This window comes from Pseudonocardia sp., from assembly GCF_025965585.1.
In the GTDB taxonomy this organism is placed as follows: Bacteria; Actinomycetota; Actinomycetes; order Mycobacteriales; family Pseudonocardiaceae; genus Pseudonocardia.
Genome location: NZ_JAOPWR010000177.1, coordinates 58,021 through 73,140, shown reverse-complemented (window position 1 = coordinate 73,140; position 15,120 = coordinate 58,021). Strand labels below are relative to the sequence as shown.

Here is a 15,120-nt window from a genome sequence, read left to right as displayed (position 1 = left end):
CCCGCCGGGCCAGCCCCGCCGCCACCGACGGCGCCCGCAGCCACGACTCCAGCACCTCGCGATCCCGCGGCGGCACGTCCACGGTCACAGTCAACGCCACAAGCCATGATCCCGTGAACCGGTGCCGGAGTAAAGTTATCTAGTTACCGCGACACTAGTTCCTTAGCGACCCGAAAAAAGTACTGGTTGATGGCTTTCGCGTTACCAGTGCTCGGACGCTGCTCGCTCCAACTGCCGATCTTGGCTCCGACTTCTTCGAACGTGTTGCTTGCTCGTACGATTAGGGGTCCGAGGTCGGTTAGTTCAGTTTCGAGGCTTTCCATAACTTCCGCAATCTGCGGATCATCGTCCTCGTATGCCTCGTCGAGGCCGTCGATATCGATCGGCTGCCGTCTGGCGGCTGAATCTCGTGCCAGTTTAACGTCAATCGAAACGCCTTCTGTAGCCTCACTCGCAAGAGCGTGAGTCAACTGCTCCTCAGCTGAAGATTCAATCTCGATTATTGACATTACCATTCTGCGTACAGTACGCATCCAAAGTTCACCGGTTCGTTCGGTAAACCAGACTTCATCAAACGGAATATACTGAGTATTAGCGATTAGCTGCGCAATCTCATCAGGGCTGTCGGGCCGAATGAGATGCTTCCCGCTGAATACGATCGGCAGGATAAGGTTGTCGACACCCCGTGCTCGACAAACCGCCTGAAACTTCGTAACCTCCGACCGACATGCTGCACTCTTAAGAAAGTTGGGTGTGACAGCGAGGATCAGGAACATCACATTCTGCAGGCCATGCTGGACGCGCTCTTCCCAGCGTTGCCCCCAGGAGATATCGTCGACATCGCGGAAAATTGGAAGAGGGTTGCCCGTTTCTACTATATAGAAGTTTGCCAAATCTTCGGATACGTGGGCGATCTTGCCTCCCATTCGCACATCGTCCTCGCGGGCATAGCTCCAGAAGCACGCAGGGCCAGACTCTGAGCTCTCGCCGAGCACGTAATCACCAAGACCGCCACTCATGTCTGACAAAATAGTGATATTCGGGCTAACTGACACTTAGGGGCACGACGCTGGCGCCAGATGGTTGCGCAGAGTAGCTGAGCGGCCACGATAGTGGCGTAATCGACCATCTTGACACCTCAAGAGCGCTTGCCCTCGCCGGGCGGGCAGATCAACAGGATGGGCGGCGTGCCATCCCGACGACCTCCCGGAGGGCTACCACACGGGCCCTCGTGAGCAGAGCCTGGCAATGGACGTCCAGTGACGTCGAGGGCTGCCCACGAGGGCCCGCGCGGTCGGGCTGTGCCAGGTCGACGGGATGGCACTCAGCGGGCCGGCATGCGGCAGCGCCGCAAGGCGGAGCGCGGGCGCGCCGGGTGGACTCCGCACCCCCGGGTGGCACCTCCCGTGCATCGCACGGTGTCGCGATGCTGCGGCGTGGTGGCGTAGCCGGAGCAAATCCGGAGCGAACGGGGGAGCGGTGTCCGACAGTAGCTGAGATGGCCTGACACGAGGCCGCAGGTCACACCGCACTCACTGGTACGAGGCGACACGGGCAGGGCGACCGTATCCGTCTTCACACCGAAGTGCTCATGGCCCAGCCAGGCCATGCACGACGCTGAGTGGACTCATGACCTCCGCGTCCCGGCGTACCTCAATCTGATGACGTCGCCCCGGGGGAGCAACGAAACCCAGCCAAGTACCGATCCTGTGGACGTGTGGGTGCCCTGGACAATGCGCCTGGAGCGGGGAGTCAACGTGGACAACGAGCGATGGAGCCGGCTGAGCCCGGAACAGCAGGCTGAGGCGTGGCGGCAGCACGCCGCCCAGCAGGGGCCGCCTCCTGGCTTCCAAGCGCCGCCCCCGCAGGGTGCCGCCAGCGTCCCTCCGAAGCGCCGGCCGTTCTACAAGAAGAAGCGGTACATGATCCCGCTGACCCTGGTTGTGCTGCTCATTGCGGTTCTGTCGATCAACGGCAACAGCGGCGGTGTCGACGTGGCGACGGTGACCCCAACCGGACCTCCTCACGCGGTCTCGGCCCGCGACTGGCAGCTCATCGCCAAGGACCCTGACTCGCACAAGGGCGAGAGCATCATCGTGTACGGCGAGGTTATCCAGTTCGACGCCGCTACCGGCACAAGCGGCCTGCGCGCGGAGGTTGACGGCGTGGAGCACCCGCTGCAGTCAGGCTTTGCCGATTACTCGACCAACACTGTGATCGCGGGTGACCCCGCCGTCCTGAAGAACGTCGTCGAGAAGGACGTCTTCAAGGCCTCCGTGACCGTTGCCGGGTCGACGTCGTACGACACGCAGATCGGCGGCCACACGACCGCGCCGACTCTCCAGATCCAGTCCATACAGGTGACCGGTCACGCTGGCTGAAGCCAGTTCCACCACCGCCGCATGAGCGTAAGGGGCGGTAGGCCTCCAGGTCGGAGGCACCAGAAAGGCACCACCGCGCCCGGTACCTGTCCCCACGGGGTGACACGGAGCTCTACACCGACCAGTAGGAACAGCCCAGCTGGCTACCGGTCGCACCAGGGCTTCCGCTTTGACACGGAAGTGCTCAGCATCCGTACCTCGCCGAGCTGCTGCCGAGTCTGTCTCTATGGGATCAAGGCGCCGCCTTCGGCGGCGCGCGTGGCCGGCTACGCCGGCCCCGCCACCCCAGTCACTCTGTCTCCGCCCCGTGCCTGGGGTGGCGTGACCGTCTACCCGGCCCCGCTCCTACCGATAGACGCGACCTCATCCCAGAGCCCGAACACCAGCGCGACCACCGCGAGAACGACGAGAAGAACCCGGGCGCTGCCCGGACCCGACACCGCTCAGAGATCAGGGGAGCTGCTGTGCGGCGGCGATCTCCTCACGGCGCGCCAGAGGCAGCCAGACCGGCGGTCCGACATGCAAGCCGGGAAAGAGTGGCCTGCACGCCGAACCACCGGCCCGGCAGGGATGAACCCGCGCCGCGAGGAGATCACCACCTCGATTGAGCGCCGTACAGAGGGTCAGCTTCGGCAAGGTTCGCCTGCTGGCGAGGCATGCAAGGTATGGCCCATCCGTCCACTCAGCCTCGGGCTTTTATCAAGGTTGATCTTGTGAGCCCAGTCTGGCGCTTGAGCTCGGCGACCTCAGCCCGCAACTGCTCGATCGTCCGAGCTTGCGCCTCGATCAGCTCCGACGCGGACACCGCACATGATCAGCACACCGGGCCGCCGAGTCACGCCACCGACACACCTCACGATCGCCTGCCCGGGGACCTGAACAGTTACCCCAGGTCTACGCATCGAGCTGGATCATGTCGGCGTTCATCACGTCCGGTGCAATGATTCTACCGCTGAAGTTGAACTGCTCGAAGTAGTCGAGAAAACCTGCTTCCTTCGCGCCGGCTTCGAGCCTGTCACTGAAATCCTTGTCGGGCAGCTTCCAGACGGCCATGTACCGATAATCCACGCGCTCCGGACCCGTGTTGTCGTTGATGGCACAACCAAGGAACTCGGCGCCCTGTTCGACTAGGCCCATAATGAGCGGTCCGATCTTCTCTTGGAAGAACTGTTGTCGCTTCTCTAGAGAAAGTGCGAGCCAAGATGGCTTGGCGTTCCAGATCTCGGTGAGGATGTAGCCGCTCTCATTGCCCATGGTATCCACCTGGTGCCCGCCTAAGCTGCTGATGTTGTATCGGGCGTTGCTGACCTTGCCTGGGGTCGCTTCCGGGCGCAGTCGCCCGACCCAACGACCGAGGAACCGGAGCACATTACCAGAGCATCCTGGGTCGGCGGAACGTCGATAGCCGCGCCAGCTACGGCGCGCGCAGTTGCCGCAGGTGGTAGACGCCATGCCGTGACTCCGTGCGAATGCTCGAAGAAGACCCTGCGGGATCGTCGTCGAGAGCCTGGACCCAGCGTCGCGGATGATCACCCTCAGACTCAGTTGCGTAATCTCGTTCGCCCACGTCCGCGGCCGTCCGACGGAGCACTGTGGGGGAGCGGTGGCCCAGGTGAAGACGCCCACGGTCGCGCTCGAACGCCTGTAGGCAAACCTCGAAAGCGGGTGAGGTCGCGTGCCCCGAGCATGCCCGCACTGGCGGTCCGTGGCGGTCCGTGGCGGTCCGTGGCGGTCACGCCGGGGCTGAGCAAGGGCCAGGTCAGGGCCGTGATCGAGGCGCATCACGCTGGTTCCCAAGCTGATGATCCAGTGCCAGGCGAGCGGACTGGTCGGCCGCAAGTCGGGCGTCAAGGTCGCGTTGACGGCGTGGAAGGGAAGACCCAGCCTGAAGGCCTGCGTGCCAAATGCGTGCCGAAGTTCTCGTCGAGTCGACGTGATGGCCGGAGTTAGGCCAGGTCAGGGCCATGATCACGGCAGGGGAGCGGCTCCCCTTAAAAGGGTCCCAGTGTGGGTTCGAATCCCACCGGGGGCACCCCGCCACAGCCAGCAGAATCGCCCGCTGACCAGCAGATACGCGGTCAGCGGGCGATCTTGTGTTGTCCGGGTGTATCCGGGTGGAACCCGTGCTCACCAGCTATCCGTGTCGAAGTTCTGATCCGCCGAGCGCCTCATGGATCCGTCGCCGAGCCCACTGCTCCTGGCCGACGATCACCTTGGCGTAGATCTGATGGAGCACGGCGACACTGGGGCCGGCTCATGCCGCGACCTGCGTCGACGGGACACCGGCGTTCAGCCATGTCGACACCGCCGCGTGCCGCAGGTCGTACGGTCGGCGAGCAAGCGGGGCAGCGACCTCGGCGGGCGTCAGCGTCGCCGCGCGTGCCTTCCGCCAGACCCGGCAATAGGTGCTCTCCGCGAGGAGGCCACCGCGCACGCCGCCGAAGAGCAGACCATTCCTGCCGGGCTCGTAAAGCTCCAGATGGGCGTGCAGGAGCGCGGTCAACTCCGGGGGCGATGGGACAACCCGGGTCTCACCGCGGGCACGATGCTTCAGCTGGCGTTCCTCGCGCCGTCGACGCTGTCGGTCCACGAAGCACCGGCTTCTGGCGTGGATGCCTCCAGCACCAGGCTCACCCAGCCCTCGGCGGGCAACGCGAGATTGGACTTCCGGAGCGTGGCGGCTTCGCCGGGTCGAAGGGCTGAGTAGTACATCGCGCCGAAGAACGCGACGAGCAGGGCGCCACTCGGCTTCTCGGCGTGAACAGCGTCGAGGAGAGCTCGTGCCTGGACCGGGTTAACGACCACGCGTCGGTCGATCGCTTGGACCGTCCTCGGTGCCCTCCGGGACAGTCCGGTGATCGGATTCTTCGTGAGGAGCCCGCGCTCTCGCAGCGAGCGAGGGCTGTCGGCGAACTCCACCTCGATGTCCACCGATCGGGCGTCATCGAGCAGCGCCACGAGGCGTTCGTCCTCGCACCGTGGGATCGACGAGGTGGAGCGTCCCACGATCCGACCCCACGGTGGTCAGGCCCGTGAAGCGATCGGGCTCCTGGTCGATCTGGCTCTGCTCGCGTTGATCACCGGCAGTTTGTGCCGCCTGCCGCCGCCAGTACTCCGGCCCGGGGTCGGTCATGGCCGACACCATCGGATCGTGCAGGTTGGACGGATAGTGACATTCACCGACGAAGGGACGGGCTCCGCCCGAACCCGTGGCACTCCTGGAAGTTCGCGATGTCGGCCGCGCTCGTGGCGTCGATGATGATCGTGAACGTGCAGACGGTGTGCTCCACATCGACCCCGGGCTGACCCGGAACGCCCGAGCCACCCGCTGCGGGCGTGGAGCTCTGGAAGGTCAGAACCCACCCCGGCTGATCCTTGAGCGGGTTGTTGACCGTCTCGCTACCGGGCGGAAAGTCTCCGGTCGTGACGAGGCGCAGCTCGATGTCCGGCGTTCCGGTCGCGAGCTTCTCCGCGGAGACGTTGACGACGTCGGGCACGGTGAGTACATCAGCGGCCGACACCGCCGTCACTATGCCCGGCGGCGCGGGGGAGGTGCGGACCCCGAAGGACTCGTAGACCCGCTCACCCGGACCGGGCGGGGCCGGATGCCACACCGGGACCTTTGCCTTCGAAGCGACGGTTGCAGCCAGAGCGGGGTCCGGGGTCGGCGGGGCAAGCTGCGGCGCGGCGGCAGCGCTGGCCAGGGTGGGCGCCTGGCCGCACGCCACGCCGAGGAAGGCGACGAGCGCGAGGGCCAGCACATACGACGCGCGGCAATGGTTACCCATCTGATCACGCCCCTTACTCGGGTCAAAGATCAAAGCTGCTACACGCGAGCCCGACCAGGCTCCAGCCCGTGAAGCCGATCCGCCCGTTCATCGTGCACGGCATCGCGACGACTGCTGTACAGACGATCCGCTTCACGATGCTAGGACGGCGTGGGACGCGGATTTGGTTGTTCGGAACTCTCATCACGAGTGGCTCCGGCCGCCCTCGGCGACAAGGTTGGGGTCAGCGCCGGGTGGGCTGTGTCAAGGTCGGTTGACGGCGGATCAGCCAAGTGCGAACCGACTGCCCGCGTGACAAATACGTGCCAAACTTCTCGTCGCGGCCCTCGCTGCCCAGCTGTATGTGCTGGTCAGAGGCATGATCACGGCGGGGCGCGGTTTCCCTTTAAGGGTCCCAGTGTGGGTTCGAATCCCACCGGGGGCACCTCCGCCGGACCGGCAGAATCGCCCCCTGGTCAGGAGATTCGTAGCCAGGGGGCGATCTTGCGATGTCGGTGCTGTCCGGGTCACGCGGGTGGTTGGCGGGTGTCTGCGCTGAATACGCGCTGAAGTTCTAGGTGTTCGGGCCGGGGACGTTGGTTGAGAACCGCGCCCAGGTGCTCTCTATCGTCGGCAACTGCAACGAAGCTGCGGGATCGAGACCACGAGGCCAACCGCTCACCTGCGTTGCGACCAGACCTCGCGGGATCGGCAGCGCCGTCCCGTCTGGTTGATCTCCGCCCACACTGCATCAAGGGAAAGGCCGAGAACGTCGGCGATCGCAGCGATGGTCGGGAAGGCAGGGGTGGCTACGCGACCGGACTCGATCTTTCGAAGAGTCTCTGGCGAGACACCTGCGTCCAGCGCGGTGCCGAGCATCGAACGCTCCCCCCTGGCTCGACGCAGGAGGGCGCCGAGACGCTGCCCGCGCTCGACCTCTGCGGGAGTGAGCGGCAACCTGACCATGACACCAATTGTAGTACCGGGATAATATGGCCGGGATACTTAGTGGCTGAACGAGTAAGGCGTCGCATGATCGAGATCCTCAGCCCGACCGAACTACCACGAGCCAGGCAGGCAGGCGCTCTGGTCGCCGACATCCTGCAGACGCTGAGGAGTCGCTGCGAGGTGGGCACGAACCTCCTGGACATCAACCGTTGGGCCCAGTCCATGATCACCGAGGCCGGAGCACGATCCTGTTACGTCGACTACGAGCCGTCCTTCGGACGCGGGCCGTTCGGTCACTACATCTGCACGTCAGTCAACGACGCCGTGCTCCACGGACTGCCCCACGACTACGCGCTTGCCAACGGCGACCTGCTGACGCTCGACCTCGCCGTCTCCGAAGGCGGAGTTGTCGCTGACTCCGCCATCAGCTTCATTGTGGGCGACTCGAACCCCCCGGAGAGCGTTGCGATGATCAGCGCGACCGAGCGCGCATTGAGCGCAGGGATTGCCGCAGCCGGCCCAGGGGCTCGCCTCGGTGACATCTCCCATGCCATCGGCTCGGTCCTCAGCGAGGCGGGATATCCGATCAGCACCGAGTTCGGAGGTCATGGCGTCGGATCGACGATGCACCAGGACCCGCACGTCCCGAACACGGGGCGGCCCGGCCGCGGATACAGGCTGCGCCCTGGGCTGTTGCTGGCGTTGGAGCCATGGATCATGGCGGACACCGCCGAACTCGTCACCGATGCCGATGGCTGGACACTCCGAAGCGCGACAGGCTGCCGGACAGCGCACAGCGAGCACACGATCGCTATCACCAACGACGGATCCGAAGTTCTCACCTTGCCGAAGCAGGCGCAACCATGAGGTGACAGCCATCCGCGTTCCCCGCGCCCAGCAGCTCACCACTCATCGTCGTTCAGATGGACGGCTGCCGGTGTCCCACGTCAACGCTGCCCTGACCCCCCGCGTCCGCAGACCATCGGCAAGATCGAGCGGTTCCACCGCACCATGGCCGACGGATGGACACTCACTACCTGGCTCCATCACTACAACCGCCATCGGCCGCACACCGCCTGCGCCAACCAGCCGCCCTTCGCGCGATTGACGAACGTCCCCGGTCAGTACATCTAGGCGGCCGGACCGATCGAGCCGAGCGCGTCCGCGATCCGCTTCTTGGCTGCCTAGTCCTGGCCGACGATGCACTTGGCGTAGATCTGGTGCGGCACTCCTACGCTGTGCCCGGCCCACTCCGCGACCTGTGTGGAGGGCACGCCGGCGTTGAGCCAGGTCGACACGGCGGCGTGCCTGAGGTCGTACGGACGTCCGGCGAGTGGACTGGCGACCCGTGCCTTTCGCCAAGACCCGGGCGTACGTGCTCTCGGCGAGTTGGTCCTGGCGAGCTCCTCGGAAGAGCAGGTCATCGGCCGTCGTGCCGAACGTGGCGAGATGATCCGTGAGAAGCGTTGTCAGCTCGGCGGGCTCGGAACTGAGCGTCTTGCCCTTGGTGATGCTTCAGTTGCCGCTGCTCCCGTCGGACTCCGGTGTCTGTCCACGTCGCTCCCGCGGGGGGCGTCGAGAACTCGATGAGCAGCTCACCTCATCCGCCCGCCGCAGGCAGGTCGAGGTTCGACCGGCGCAGCGACGCGGCTTCTGCTGGGCGAAGTGCGGCGAAGTACCTGGCACCGAAGAACGCGACCAGGCGTGCGCCGCTCGGCTTCTCCGCGGTGGCGGCTCGAAGCAGCGCGCGCCCCTGGTCCGGGTTGACGACCACCCGCTTGTCGACGCTCTTGACCGTCTTCGGGACCTTCCACGCGGGGCTGTTCAGCGGATCGGTTTCGAAGATCCGCTCTTCGATCGCATACTCGGCGAGGTTGACCAGCACACCCCCGTTGGCGCTGGACGGTGCCTGCGGCCGCTGCCGTCCCGTCGAGACGCTTCGTCAGGGAGTACCGCAGGCCTTCCTGCGGGCCCCACCGTTGAACGCCCAGGCGGTGAGCGCCTTCCGTATCTCGGCGTCGGTCAGGCGTCCGCGATCGGAGACGATCAGTGCGAACGTCGCCGTGGTGAGGGCCCGCGCCGTGTTTCGCCGCGAGTTCGACACGAGGTGTGGCCACTTCATGTCCACGTACTCATCGTGAAGTCGAGCCGGCGGATCCTCTTCTGTTCGCGTTGCATCGACGTGGGCCGACCTGACGCGACGATGAACGCTTCGCCCTTCGGGGCCGTGCTGACCGGACCCGACCGGAAGGCGTCGGCGAGCGCGGCCGTCTCGAAGGGTGCTCGCCAGGGGTCCCCGCAACGGTCCACCGCACCGTGTGGGTCGACGTTCGAGCGCCCGGGCAGAGCCAGAGAACATCCTCCACACATATCGCCGAAGTCCCGTTCGTGCCGGTCGCGCTGAATGTTGCAACATGGCGCCACGGTCTCGACCGCACGCGGTGCTGATATTCGTATTACGAGCGGGAGAAGCGATAACAGTGCTTGCTGAGGCACTGCAACGAGGCCTCGAGGAGTTCGGCCTCGCGGCGCCGGAGGTGGTCATCTCACGAATTCAAGACCTCGAACGTCTGCCGAGCAGAAAACTGGCGACGCTTCGTGCCACGTCGATTCTGACCCGATTCTCGTGATATCGCGCCGGGGGCGGGGAGGAGTGCAGGAGCATGACAAGCCCCACGCGGCCAACCGTGGTCTGGTTACTCCACGATGGCTGCGGCGCGCCGGCCCGAGCGCCCGCCGGGGTTCAGCGGGCCGTCGAGCAGATCACACCGGTACCGGAACCGGAGGGCTGATCCGGTACCTGCCGGTCCGCGCGATCTCCCGCAGTACGCGCACCAGATGTTCCAGGCAGCGGGACACCGCGGCTCGCGCCGCCTCGGTGTCCGGGTACTGCGCCTTGAGGTATGTCCGGCCCACCAGGCGGTTCAACCACATCGACACATCCGCCGTCTGGCCCTGGCCGACCAGCAGCGCCACGTTCGCCTCCTTCCACTCGCGCGCGCAGGGCGCGTGCCGCATGTCCAAATAGGACGCCATGGGCGGAACGGCCGCCGCGTCGCCCTGGGGGTCCAGGCCCAGGAGTAGCTCGGCGACCCGCAGCAGCGACACCTGAGCCAGGCTCTGCGCCTGCTCGAATGCCGCCTGCGCCCGCGCGACCACCTCGCCGAAGTCGCCCTGCCCCGCCAAGGGGAACGCCACCGGCCCCAGGTTGATGAACCAGCCCTGCGCTGCCTGCCAACGCGGCTCGTCCCGCGTGTGCACGACCGCCAGGCCCCGATAGTTCTTGACGTCTGCCAGCTCGTACGCCGTGATCCCCAGCGCGGTGAGCCACCCCGCGGAGAGGCCCGCGCCGTTCGCCTTGCACGCGTGCGAAAAGGCCTCCGCCTCGGCCGCGTCGAACACGTCGAGGTCCACCGCCGCGGTCGGGTAGAACCGACCCGGCTCGGTGCCGAGCTCGAGTGGGAACCTCGGCGGCGGCCCGGAAAGCCAGAAGTCCAGCCACTCGTGCGCCTCGGGCGAATCCAGCGTCAGGCCGGCTGCCCGCTCACGTTCCAGCACGCACGCGTCGACATAGCTGCCCACCTCGGGCAGCCGCGCCAGCGTGCCCGCCAGTTCCGCTTCGTAGAACGCCCGCAGCTCCACGAACACCAGCATCACCGAGTAGCCGTCGGAGTGGCTGTGGTCCACCGCGTAGTAGACGGTCGCGCTGTCCTCGCGCACGATCGCGCCGGCGACGAACGGCGGCCACCGCAAGGGATCCGTGCCCTCGTCGAACCGCTCGTGCAGGTATCCCGCAATGTCCGCGACCTCCCCGGCTGGCACGATCTCCAGCGCCACGGTGTCCCGCTCGACGGTGTGCCGCTGCAGGTCCCCGTCGTCGTCGAGGGAGAACCAGGTGAGCAGCGTCGGATGACGGTCGAGCCACTTCTCCAGTGCCGCGGCCATCGCCTCCGGCCGGAACCTTCCCGGCAGGTCGAACACCGTCGCGAGCCACGGCGACTGCGACCTGCCCGCCTCCTGGTTCGCCAGCAATCGCCGCAGGTGGTTCTCCTGCAGGTACGACAGCGGTTCCGGCGTCACCGGGCCGCCCGCGGCGGTGGCCCGGAACTCCACCAGGCGGCCGGGCTCGGGGGCGTAGTCAGTGATCGTGGTCATCAACATCGGTGGGTCCCTTCCTCAGACTGCCAGCTGCGGCACGGCCACGACCTCGTGCAGAACCTGCGCCACGCGGTCGAAGTAGCGGGGCAGCACCGCACGTCCGGCAGCGGTGCCCGGATATCGTGCCGAAAGCCGCAGCCCCTCCGACGACCGGATCAACCACAGGTAGACCTCGTCGGCGTGCGGGCTGCGCGAGCGCAGCGCGGCCGCCTTCCAGTCGCCCCACCGGTCCGCGCCCGGCACACGACGAAGGTCCATGTAGGACACCACGAAGCGGGGCGTCAGGCAGCAGCCGAGGAGTTCGGCGATGCGCTCGAACGGGATGGCGGCCATGGCCTTCGCCGCCCGGGTCGCGGCCGTCACCGCCGTGAGCACGTCGGGGAAGGCGTCCCCCGGCCGGACGGTGACCTCGAGCGGCGCGAGCCCGACGTACCAGCCCATCGACTCGGCCCATTCCACGGCGCTGCGGGTGTGCATCGACATCAGCGCGCCGAACACGCCACAGCAGGTTTCGGCCTGTCCCGCGAGTGCGAGGCACGCCAGGCTGCCGGCTATGAACGAGCCGCCAAGCTCCCGGCACCGGGCCTCGAAAACGGCCGTCTCGTCGGGGTCCAGCAGCAGGTGGCAGGTGCCGTCCTGGGCCACGCTCGCGGTCTGCTCCGGGTTGACCGGCACCGGGAACGCCGGCAGCTCACCCCCGTGCGACAGCAAGAAATCCCGCCACGCGGCAACCGTCTGGTGATCGGCGAGCACCTGCCCGGCGGAACGCCGTTCGGCACCGGCGAAGTCGACATAGCTTCCGACGGCGCCGAGCTCGGCGGGCCTGCCGCATGTCTCCGCGCAGTACAGGTCGCTGATCTCATGGGCGATCAGCAGGATGCTGTATCCGTCTACATTGGAGTGGTCGAGGCTCACGTAGACGGTGAACGAGTCCCCGTGAGACACCGCCGCGAACACGTACGAGGGCCACGTGAGCGGGTCGGTCTCGCTGTCGAAGAGGTTCTCGAGCCGGGCGGCCAGTGCATGCGCGGACCCGAAGTGGCCGAGGTCCCACCTGCCGATGCCGACGTCACCCTGCGACAGGGTGCTGCGCGAGATGCCGTGCTCGGTGTAGGACAGGACGCTGCGCAACGTTTCGTGCCGGTCGATCCAGCCGAGCAGGGCCCGTTCGAGCGCGGCGAAGTCGGGGCGCCCGGACAGCTCGAACGCGGTGCCGAGCCAGGACGCGGCGGTCCGCCCGGCCTCGCGGCGCGCCCGGGCGACCCGTAGGTGCGCCTCCTGGACGTAGGCGGCGGGACGTGGGTCGGCCACCACGTTCGTGCCACCCGTTCGAAAGAACGGACGTAATATGGTGCACTCGCCGGTACGGACGTGATAACCGGAAAGTTCGGTGAACTGCACGTGAAATGCACGCTCCTCTCCAGTGTCGAGCTGCGACGACGGAGGGTGGGAAGCTGGAATTACGGAGAGTTGCGGCGACTGCGCCGCGGTGGTACGGCGGAAGAGTATCCGTCCACCCGAAAGAATGACAACGCATCAATTGGTGACCTGGCGCACAGCCCACGAATTCCGCATCGTGGAACCAGGCTATTAATTGCGAACTGCGCATGGTTTGGCCGGCTGGAAATTCCACATCGTGGATCTCCGGCTGGAATTCCATATCGTGGACCCGGGCCAGGAATTTCTTATCGTGGACCCAGCGGGTCCACGGTGGTCGGCACTGCTGGCTGGGTGTCAGCGGAGGCCCGAGGTCGATTCGCTTTCAGGCGAGCCGACGCCGCGGCGCCGCCGGCGTGCGCGGAGGTGCGCCGCCCGGTTCGCAGGGGAAGGGCCGCTGAGGAAAAGTCGCCCCGTGGAACGCGTCGGTCTCGTCGGCCGTCTTGTCCGGCGTCGGCGACAGCCGGCCGTCACCGAGCTTCTGCCAACCTGATCATGTGTCGAGCCTGCGTCGCCGCTGAGGGACCGCATCCTGCCCGCCCCCGGTCCCCCCACGGCTCTGATGAGAGAACGCCGTACACCGCCGTCCAGATGGCGGCGGTGCACGGCGCTTCGGGCTCGGTGTCGACCGGGTCCTGTCAGCCCTGGGGCGGGAAGTTCGTCGTGGCCCAGTCCGCAGCCTTGGCGAACCAGTCACGAGCGTTGAGTTCGTTGTTGATGTCGTGGCCGGCGTTGGGGAGGACGTAGGCCTGGAAGTCAGGAACGAGCGGGAAGAAGGGCTTCTCCGCGGCGGCGAGGGTCGCGGCGGTGCTGCAGTCGTCGATCGCACCCTTGCCGGCCTGCCGACAGAAGAACCCGTCGTACTGGCCCATCACGAACAACATCGGGACGCGGATCCCGAGAGTCGCGGTCTCGTACAGAGGGATGGTGCCCAGCTCCGTGGCGGTGCCGATGCCCTTGGCCCGCTCGTCGTAGGCCAGGACCGCGGGGTCGGTGTCCTCCAGGCGGTAGAACAGCGGTCCTCGTGAGCCCGGGGTGGTGGTCGTGTAGCCGGCGTCGAGCCCGACAAGCGGTTGAAGCCTCGGATCGGTCAGAGCCGGAATGGTGCTTGTCCCGAGACCCTGGATGTTGCCCAGCGGATGTCCCAGATCGGAGGCGATGATGCCATCGACGTCGTTGAACTGAGCGGCTTCCTGCCACGCGGCGGCGGTGCCGTAGGAGTGGCCGACGGTGAGGACCTTCCCGTACGGACCGCCCGGGAGGGAGCCGTCGCGCGCCGCGGTGACCACGTCGTGCATGGAGGCGGCGTCGGACAGGAGGTTGACCAGCGCGCTCGGGGGTCGCGAGCTCTTGCCGGCGGAGCCGAGTCGGTCGACCGCGAAGGTGGTGTACCCGGCCGCGTTGGCGACTGCGGTGTAGTCGTACTTCCCGTCGAACCCGGGCAGGGCCCAGTAGTCGTGGTCGTAGGTGTAGCCGTGGATCAGGATCTGAATGGTCTTCGAGGGGCCACCGCTGGGCTGGCAGAGCCGCCCGTACATCGAGTACTGCTTCGGGCCACCGGCGGTGATCGACACCGGCAGAGTGACGTCGCTACAGGTTGCTCCGGCCGGCGCAGCGGATGCGGCGGTGAGTCCGGGGATGAGAGCGGCAGCGGCGAGCAGCGCAACGACGCTGGCTCGAACAACGGCGTTCGACCATCTCATGGGGGTCCTCCGGTTGAGGGTCCTGCGGCACGTAGGCGCGGGGAACTATCTACATGAGAAGCAACGAGAAGCCATGACATGTAGACTGTTCTTTCACCCTTTAGGCGTACAGCGCAGGTGGCGTCATGCGTGGTCCCTCCAGGCGTGCGGAATCAGTGGTTGCTCTGGCCGCAGGCCTCATGAGCGGAGAATCGGGCTCCGCCCGAGCCCGGCACCGCTCGGAGATCGGGAGAGTGCCGCGAGGAGATCACCACCAGCGCCCGGTGTGGGCGGGCAAGAACAGGCCGCGCGGACTATGCGCGGACGCAGAGGGTGTGGACGCGGCTTCGCCGCAGGTCAGCCTCCGGTTGACAGGCCAGCGCCACCCGTCACGCGAACGGGCGCCGGTAGTCGCCGAGGTTGGCGCGGCAGGAGGCGACCAGCTGGTCGCGGGTCACGGGCGGGTCGGAGCCGAACCGCGGACGGTCCTCGCGTAGGCCCGTACCCGTTCCCCGAGCACCGGGACCAGATCGGCCGGCTCCTCGGGGTGCAACGCCCCTCACGTCCCGGGCGACACTGCGCGCCTCTGCCACCGGCTTCTCCAGCTCGCCGCGCAGTACGTAGACGACGTCGAAGTTGCTGCGGAGGGCGGCGGCGAGCACGGCTGGATCGGGTGCGGATGCCAGCTTGCAGACGAGGTCGAGATCCGACACCCCGGCTACGGCATCGGCGCACCGCCGAACCGAC

14 protein-coding genes, 1 tRNA gene and 1 pseudogene are annotated in these 15,120 nt (G+C 66.6%); 4 read left to right on the top strand and 12 right to left on the bottom strand.

The window, feature by feature from the left end; genetic code table 11:
* Positions 1-143: 143 nt before the first annotated feature.
* Positions 144-926, bottom strand: coding sequence for a TIR domain-containing protein (locus tag JWR81_RS11390; RefSeq protein ID WP_297650318.1), 783 nt, complete (start codon positions 924-926; stop codon positions 144-146).
* 831 nt (positions 927-1,757) lie between these two features.
* On the opposite strand from JWR81_RS11390, the gene JWR81_RS11385 reads away from it, so the two are divergent.
* A complete protein-coding gene (locus tag JWR81_RS11385; RefSeq protein WP_297650316.1) occupies positions 1,758-2,381 on the top strand; it encodes a hypothetical protein in 624 nt (207 codons plus the stop codon).
* 894 nt (positions 2,382-3,275) lie between these two features.
* Here JWR81_RS11385 and JWR81_RS11380 read toward each other — a convergent pair.
* Positions 3,276-3,833, bottom strand: coding sequence for a DUF6616 family protein (locus JWR81_RS11380; RefSeq protein WP_297650314.1), 558 nt, complete (start codon positions 3,831-3,833; stop codon positions 3,276-3,278).
* A 498-nt stretch (positions 3,834-4,331) separates the two neighbouring features.
* On the opposite strand from JWR81_RS11380, the gene JWR81_RS11375 reads away from it, so the two are divergent.
* A tRNA-Leu gene (locus JWR81_RS11375) sits at positions 4,332-4,413 on the top strand.
* Positions 4,414-4,635: 222 nt separating this feature from the next.
* Here JWR81_RS11375 and JWR81_RS11370 read toward each other — a convergent pair.
* The 4 genes from JWR81_RS11370 to JWR81_RS11355 all read right to left on the bottom strand — a co-directional run bounded on the left by JWR81_RS11370 (position 4,636) and on the right by JWR81_RS11355 (position 7,114).
* Complete coding sequence (locus JWR81_RS11370) at positions 4,636-4,884, bottom strand: hypothetical protein (protein ID WP_297650312.1); 249 nt, start codon at positions 4,882-4,884, stop codon at positions 4,636-4,638.
* A 47-nt stretch (positions 4,885-4,931) separates the two neighbouring features.
* The gene (locus tag JWR81_RS11365) at positions 4,932-5,339 is read right to left on the bottom strand and encodes a hypothetical protein (protein WP_297650310.1); all 408 of its coding nucleotides are present in this window, start codon (positions 5,337-5,339) and stop codon (positions 4,932-4,934) included.
* Positions 5,340-5,557: 218 nt separating this feature from the next.
* On the bottom strand, positions 5,558-6,169 hold the full coding sequence (locus JWR81_RS11360) for a hypothetical protein (RefSeq protein ID WP_297650307.1): 612 nt from the start codon (positions 6,167-6,169) through the stop codon (positions 5,558-5,560).
* A gap of 657 nt (positions 6,170-6,826) precedes the next feature.
* The gene (locus JWR81_RS11355) at positions 6,827-7,114 is read right to left on the bottom strand and encodes a helix-turn-helix transcriptional regulator (protein ID WP_297650305.1); all 288 of its coding nucleotides are present in this window, start codon (positions 7,112-7,114) and stop codon (positions 6,827-6,829) included.
* Between the two features lie 66 nt (positions 7,115-7,180).
* Here JWR81_RS11355 and map point away from each other — a divergent pair, with 66 nt between their 5' ends.
* Both map and JWR81_RS11345 read left to right on the top strand, forming a co-directional pair.
* Positions 7,181-7,963, top strand: coding sequence for a type I methionyl aminopeptidase (map, locus tag JWR81_RS11350; RefSeq protein WP_297650303.1), 783 nt, complete (start codon positions 7,181-7,183; stop codon positions 7,961-7,963).
* A gap of 96 nt (positions 7,964-8,059) precedes the next feature.
* Positions 8,060-8,230 (top strand): annotated as a pseudogene (locus tag JWR81_RS11345) (IS481 family transposase); the annotation flags it as partial.
* 466 nt (positions 8,231-8,696) lie between these two features.
* Here JWR81_RS11345 and JWR81_RS11340 read toward each other — a convergent pair.
* From JWR81_RS11340 to JWR81_RS11315, 6 genes are all read right to left on the bottom strand, one after another.
* Positions 8,697-8,981, bottom strand: a complete 285-nt coding sequence (locus tag JWR81_RS11340; protein WP_297650301.1) for a hypothetical protein — start codon at positions 8,979-8,981, stop codon at positions 8,697-8,699.
* A gap of 57 nt (positions 8,982-9,038) precedes the next feature.
* A complete protein-coding gene (locus JWR81_RS11335; RefSeq protein ID WP_297650299.1) occupies positions 9,039-9,218 on the bottom strand; it encodes a hypothetical protein in 180 nt (59 codons plus the stop codon).
* A 641-nt stretch (positions 9,219-9,859) separates the two neighbouring features.
* Positions 9,860-11,251, bottom strand: a complete 1,392-nt coding sequence (locus tag JWR81_RS11330) for a condensation domain-containing protein (RefSeq protein ID WP_297650298.1) — start codon at positions 11,249-11,251, stop codon at positions 9,860-9,862.
* Between the two features lie 21 nt (positions 11,252-11,272).
* Entirely contained in the window at positions 11,273-12,565 is a 1,293-nt protein-coding gene (locus tag JWR81_RS11325) for a condensation domain-containing protein (protein WP_297650296.1), read from the bottom strand.
* Positions 12,566-13,329: 764 nt separating this feature from the next.
* Positions 13,330-14,265, bottom strand: a complete 936-nt coding sequence (locus JWR81_RS11320) for an alpha/beta hydrolase (RefSeq protein ID WP_297650294.1) — start codon at positions 14,263-14,265, stop codon at positions 13,330-13,332.
* A gap of 497 nt (positions 14,266-14,762) precedes the next feature.
* A complete protein-coding gene (locus JWR81_RS11315; protein WP_297650292.1) occupies positions 14,763-15,086 on the bottom strand; it encodes a hypothetical protein in 324 nt (107 codons plus the stop codon).
* Between the last annotated feature and the right edge of the window lie 34 nt (positions 15,087-15,120).

Coding starts and splice junctions, on each gene's coding strand:
- JWR81_RS11380 (WP_297650314.1), bottom strand. CDS start 3,833: ATGGCGTCTACCACCTGCGGCAACTGCGCGCGCCGTAGCTGGCGCGGC.
- JWR81_RS11330 (WP_297650298.1), bottom strand. CDS start 11,251: ATGACCACGATCACTGACTACGCCCCCGAGCCCGGCCGCCTGGTGGAG.
- JWR81_RS11355 (WP_297650305.1), bottom strand. CDS start 7,114: ATGGTCAGGTTGCCGCTCACTCCCGCAGAGGTCGAGCGCGGGCAGCGT.
- map (WP_297650303.1), top strand. CDS start 7,181: ATGATCGAGATCCTCAGCCCGACCGAACTACCACGAGCCAGGCAGGCA.
- JWR81_RS11360 (WP_297650307.1), bottom strand. CDS start 6,169: ATGGGTAACCATTGCCGCGCGTCGTATGTGCTGGCCCTCGCGCTCGTC.
- JWR81_RS11390 (WP_297650318.1), bottom strand. CDS start 926: ATGGGAGGCAAGATCGCCCACGTATCCGAAGATTTGGCAAACTTCTAT.
- JWR81_RS11335 (WP_297650299.1), bottom strand. CDS start 9,218: ATGAAGTGGCCACACCTCGTGTCGAACTCGCGGCGAAACACGGCGCGG.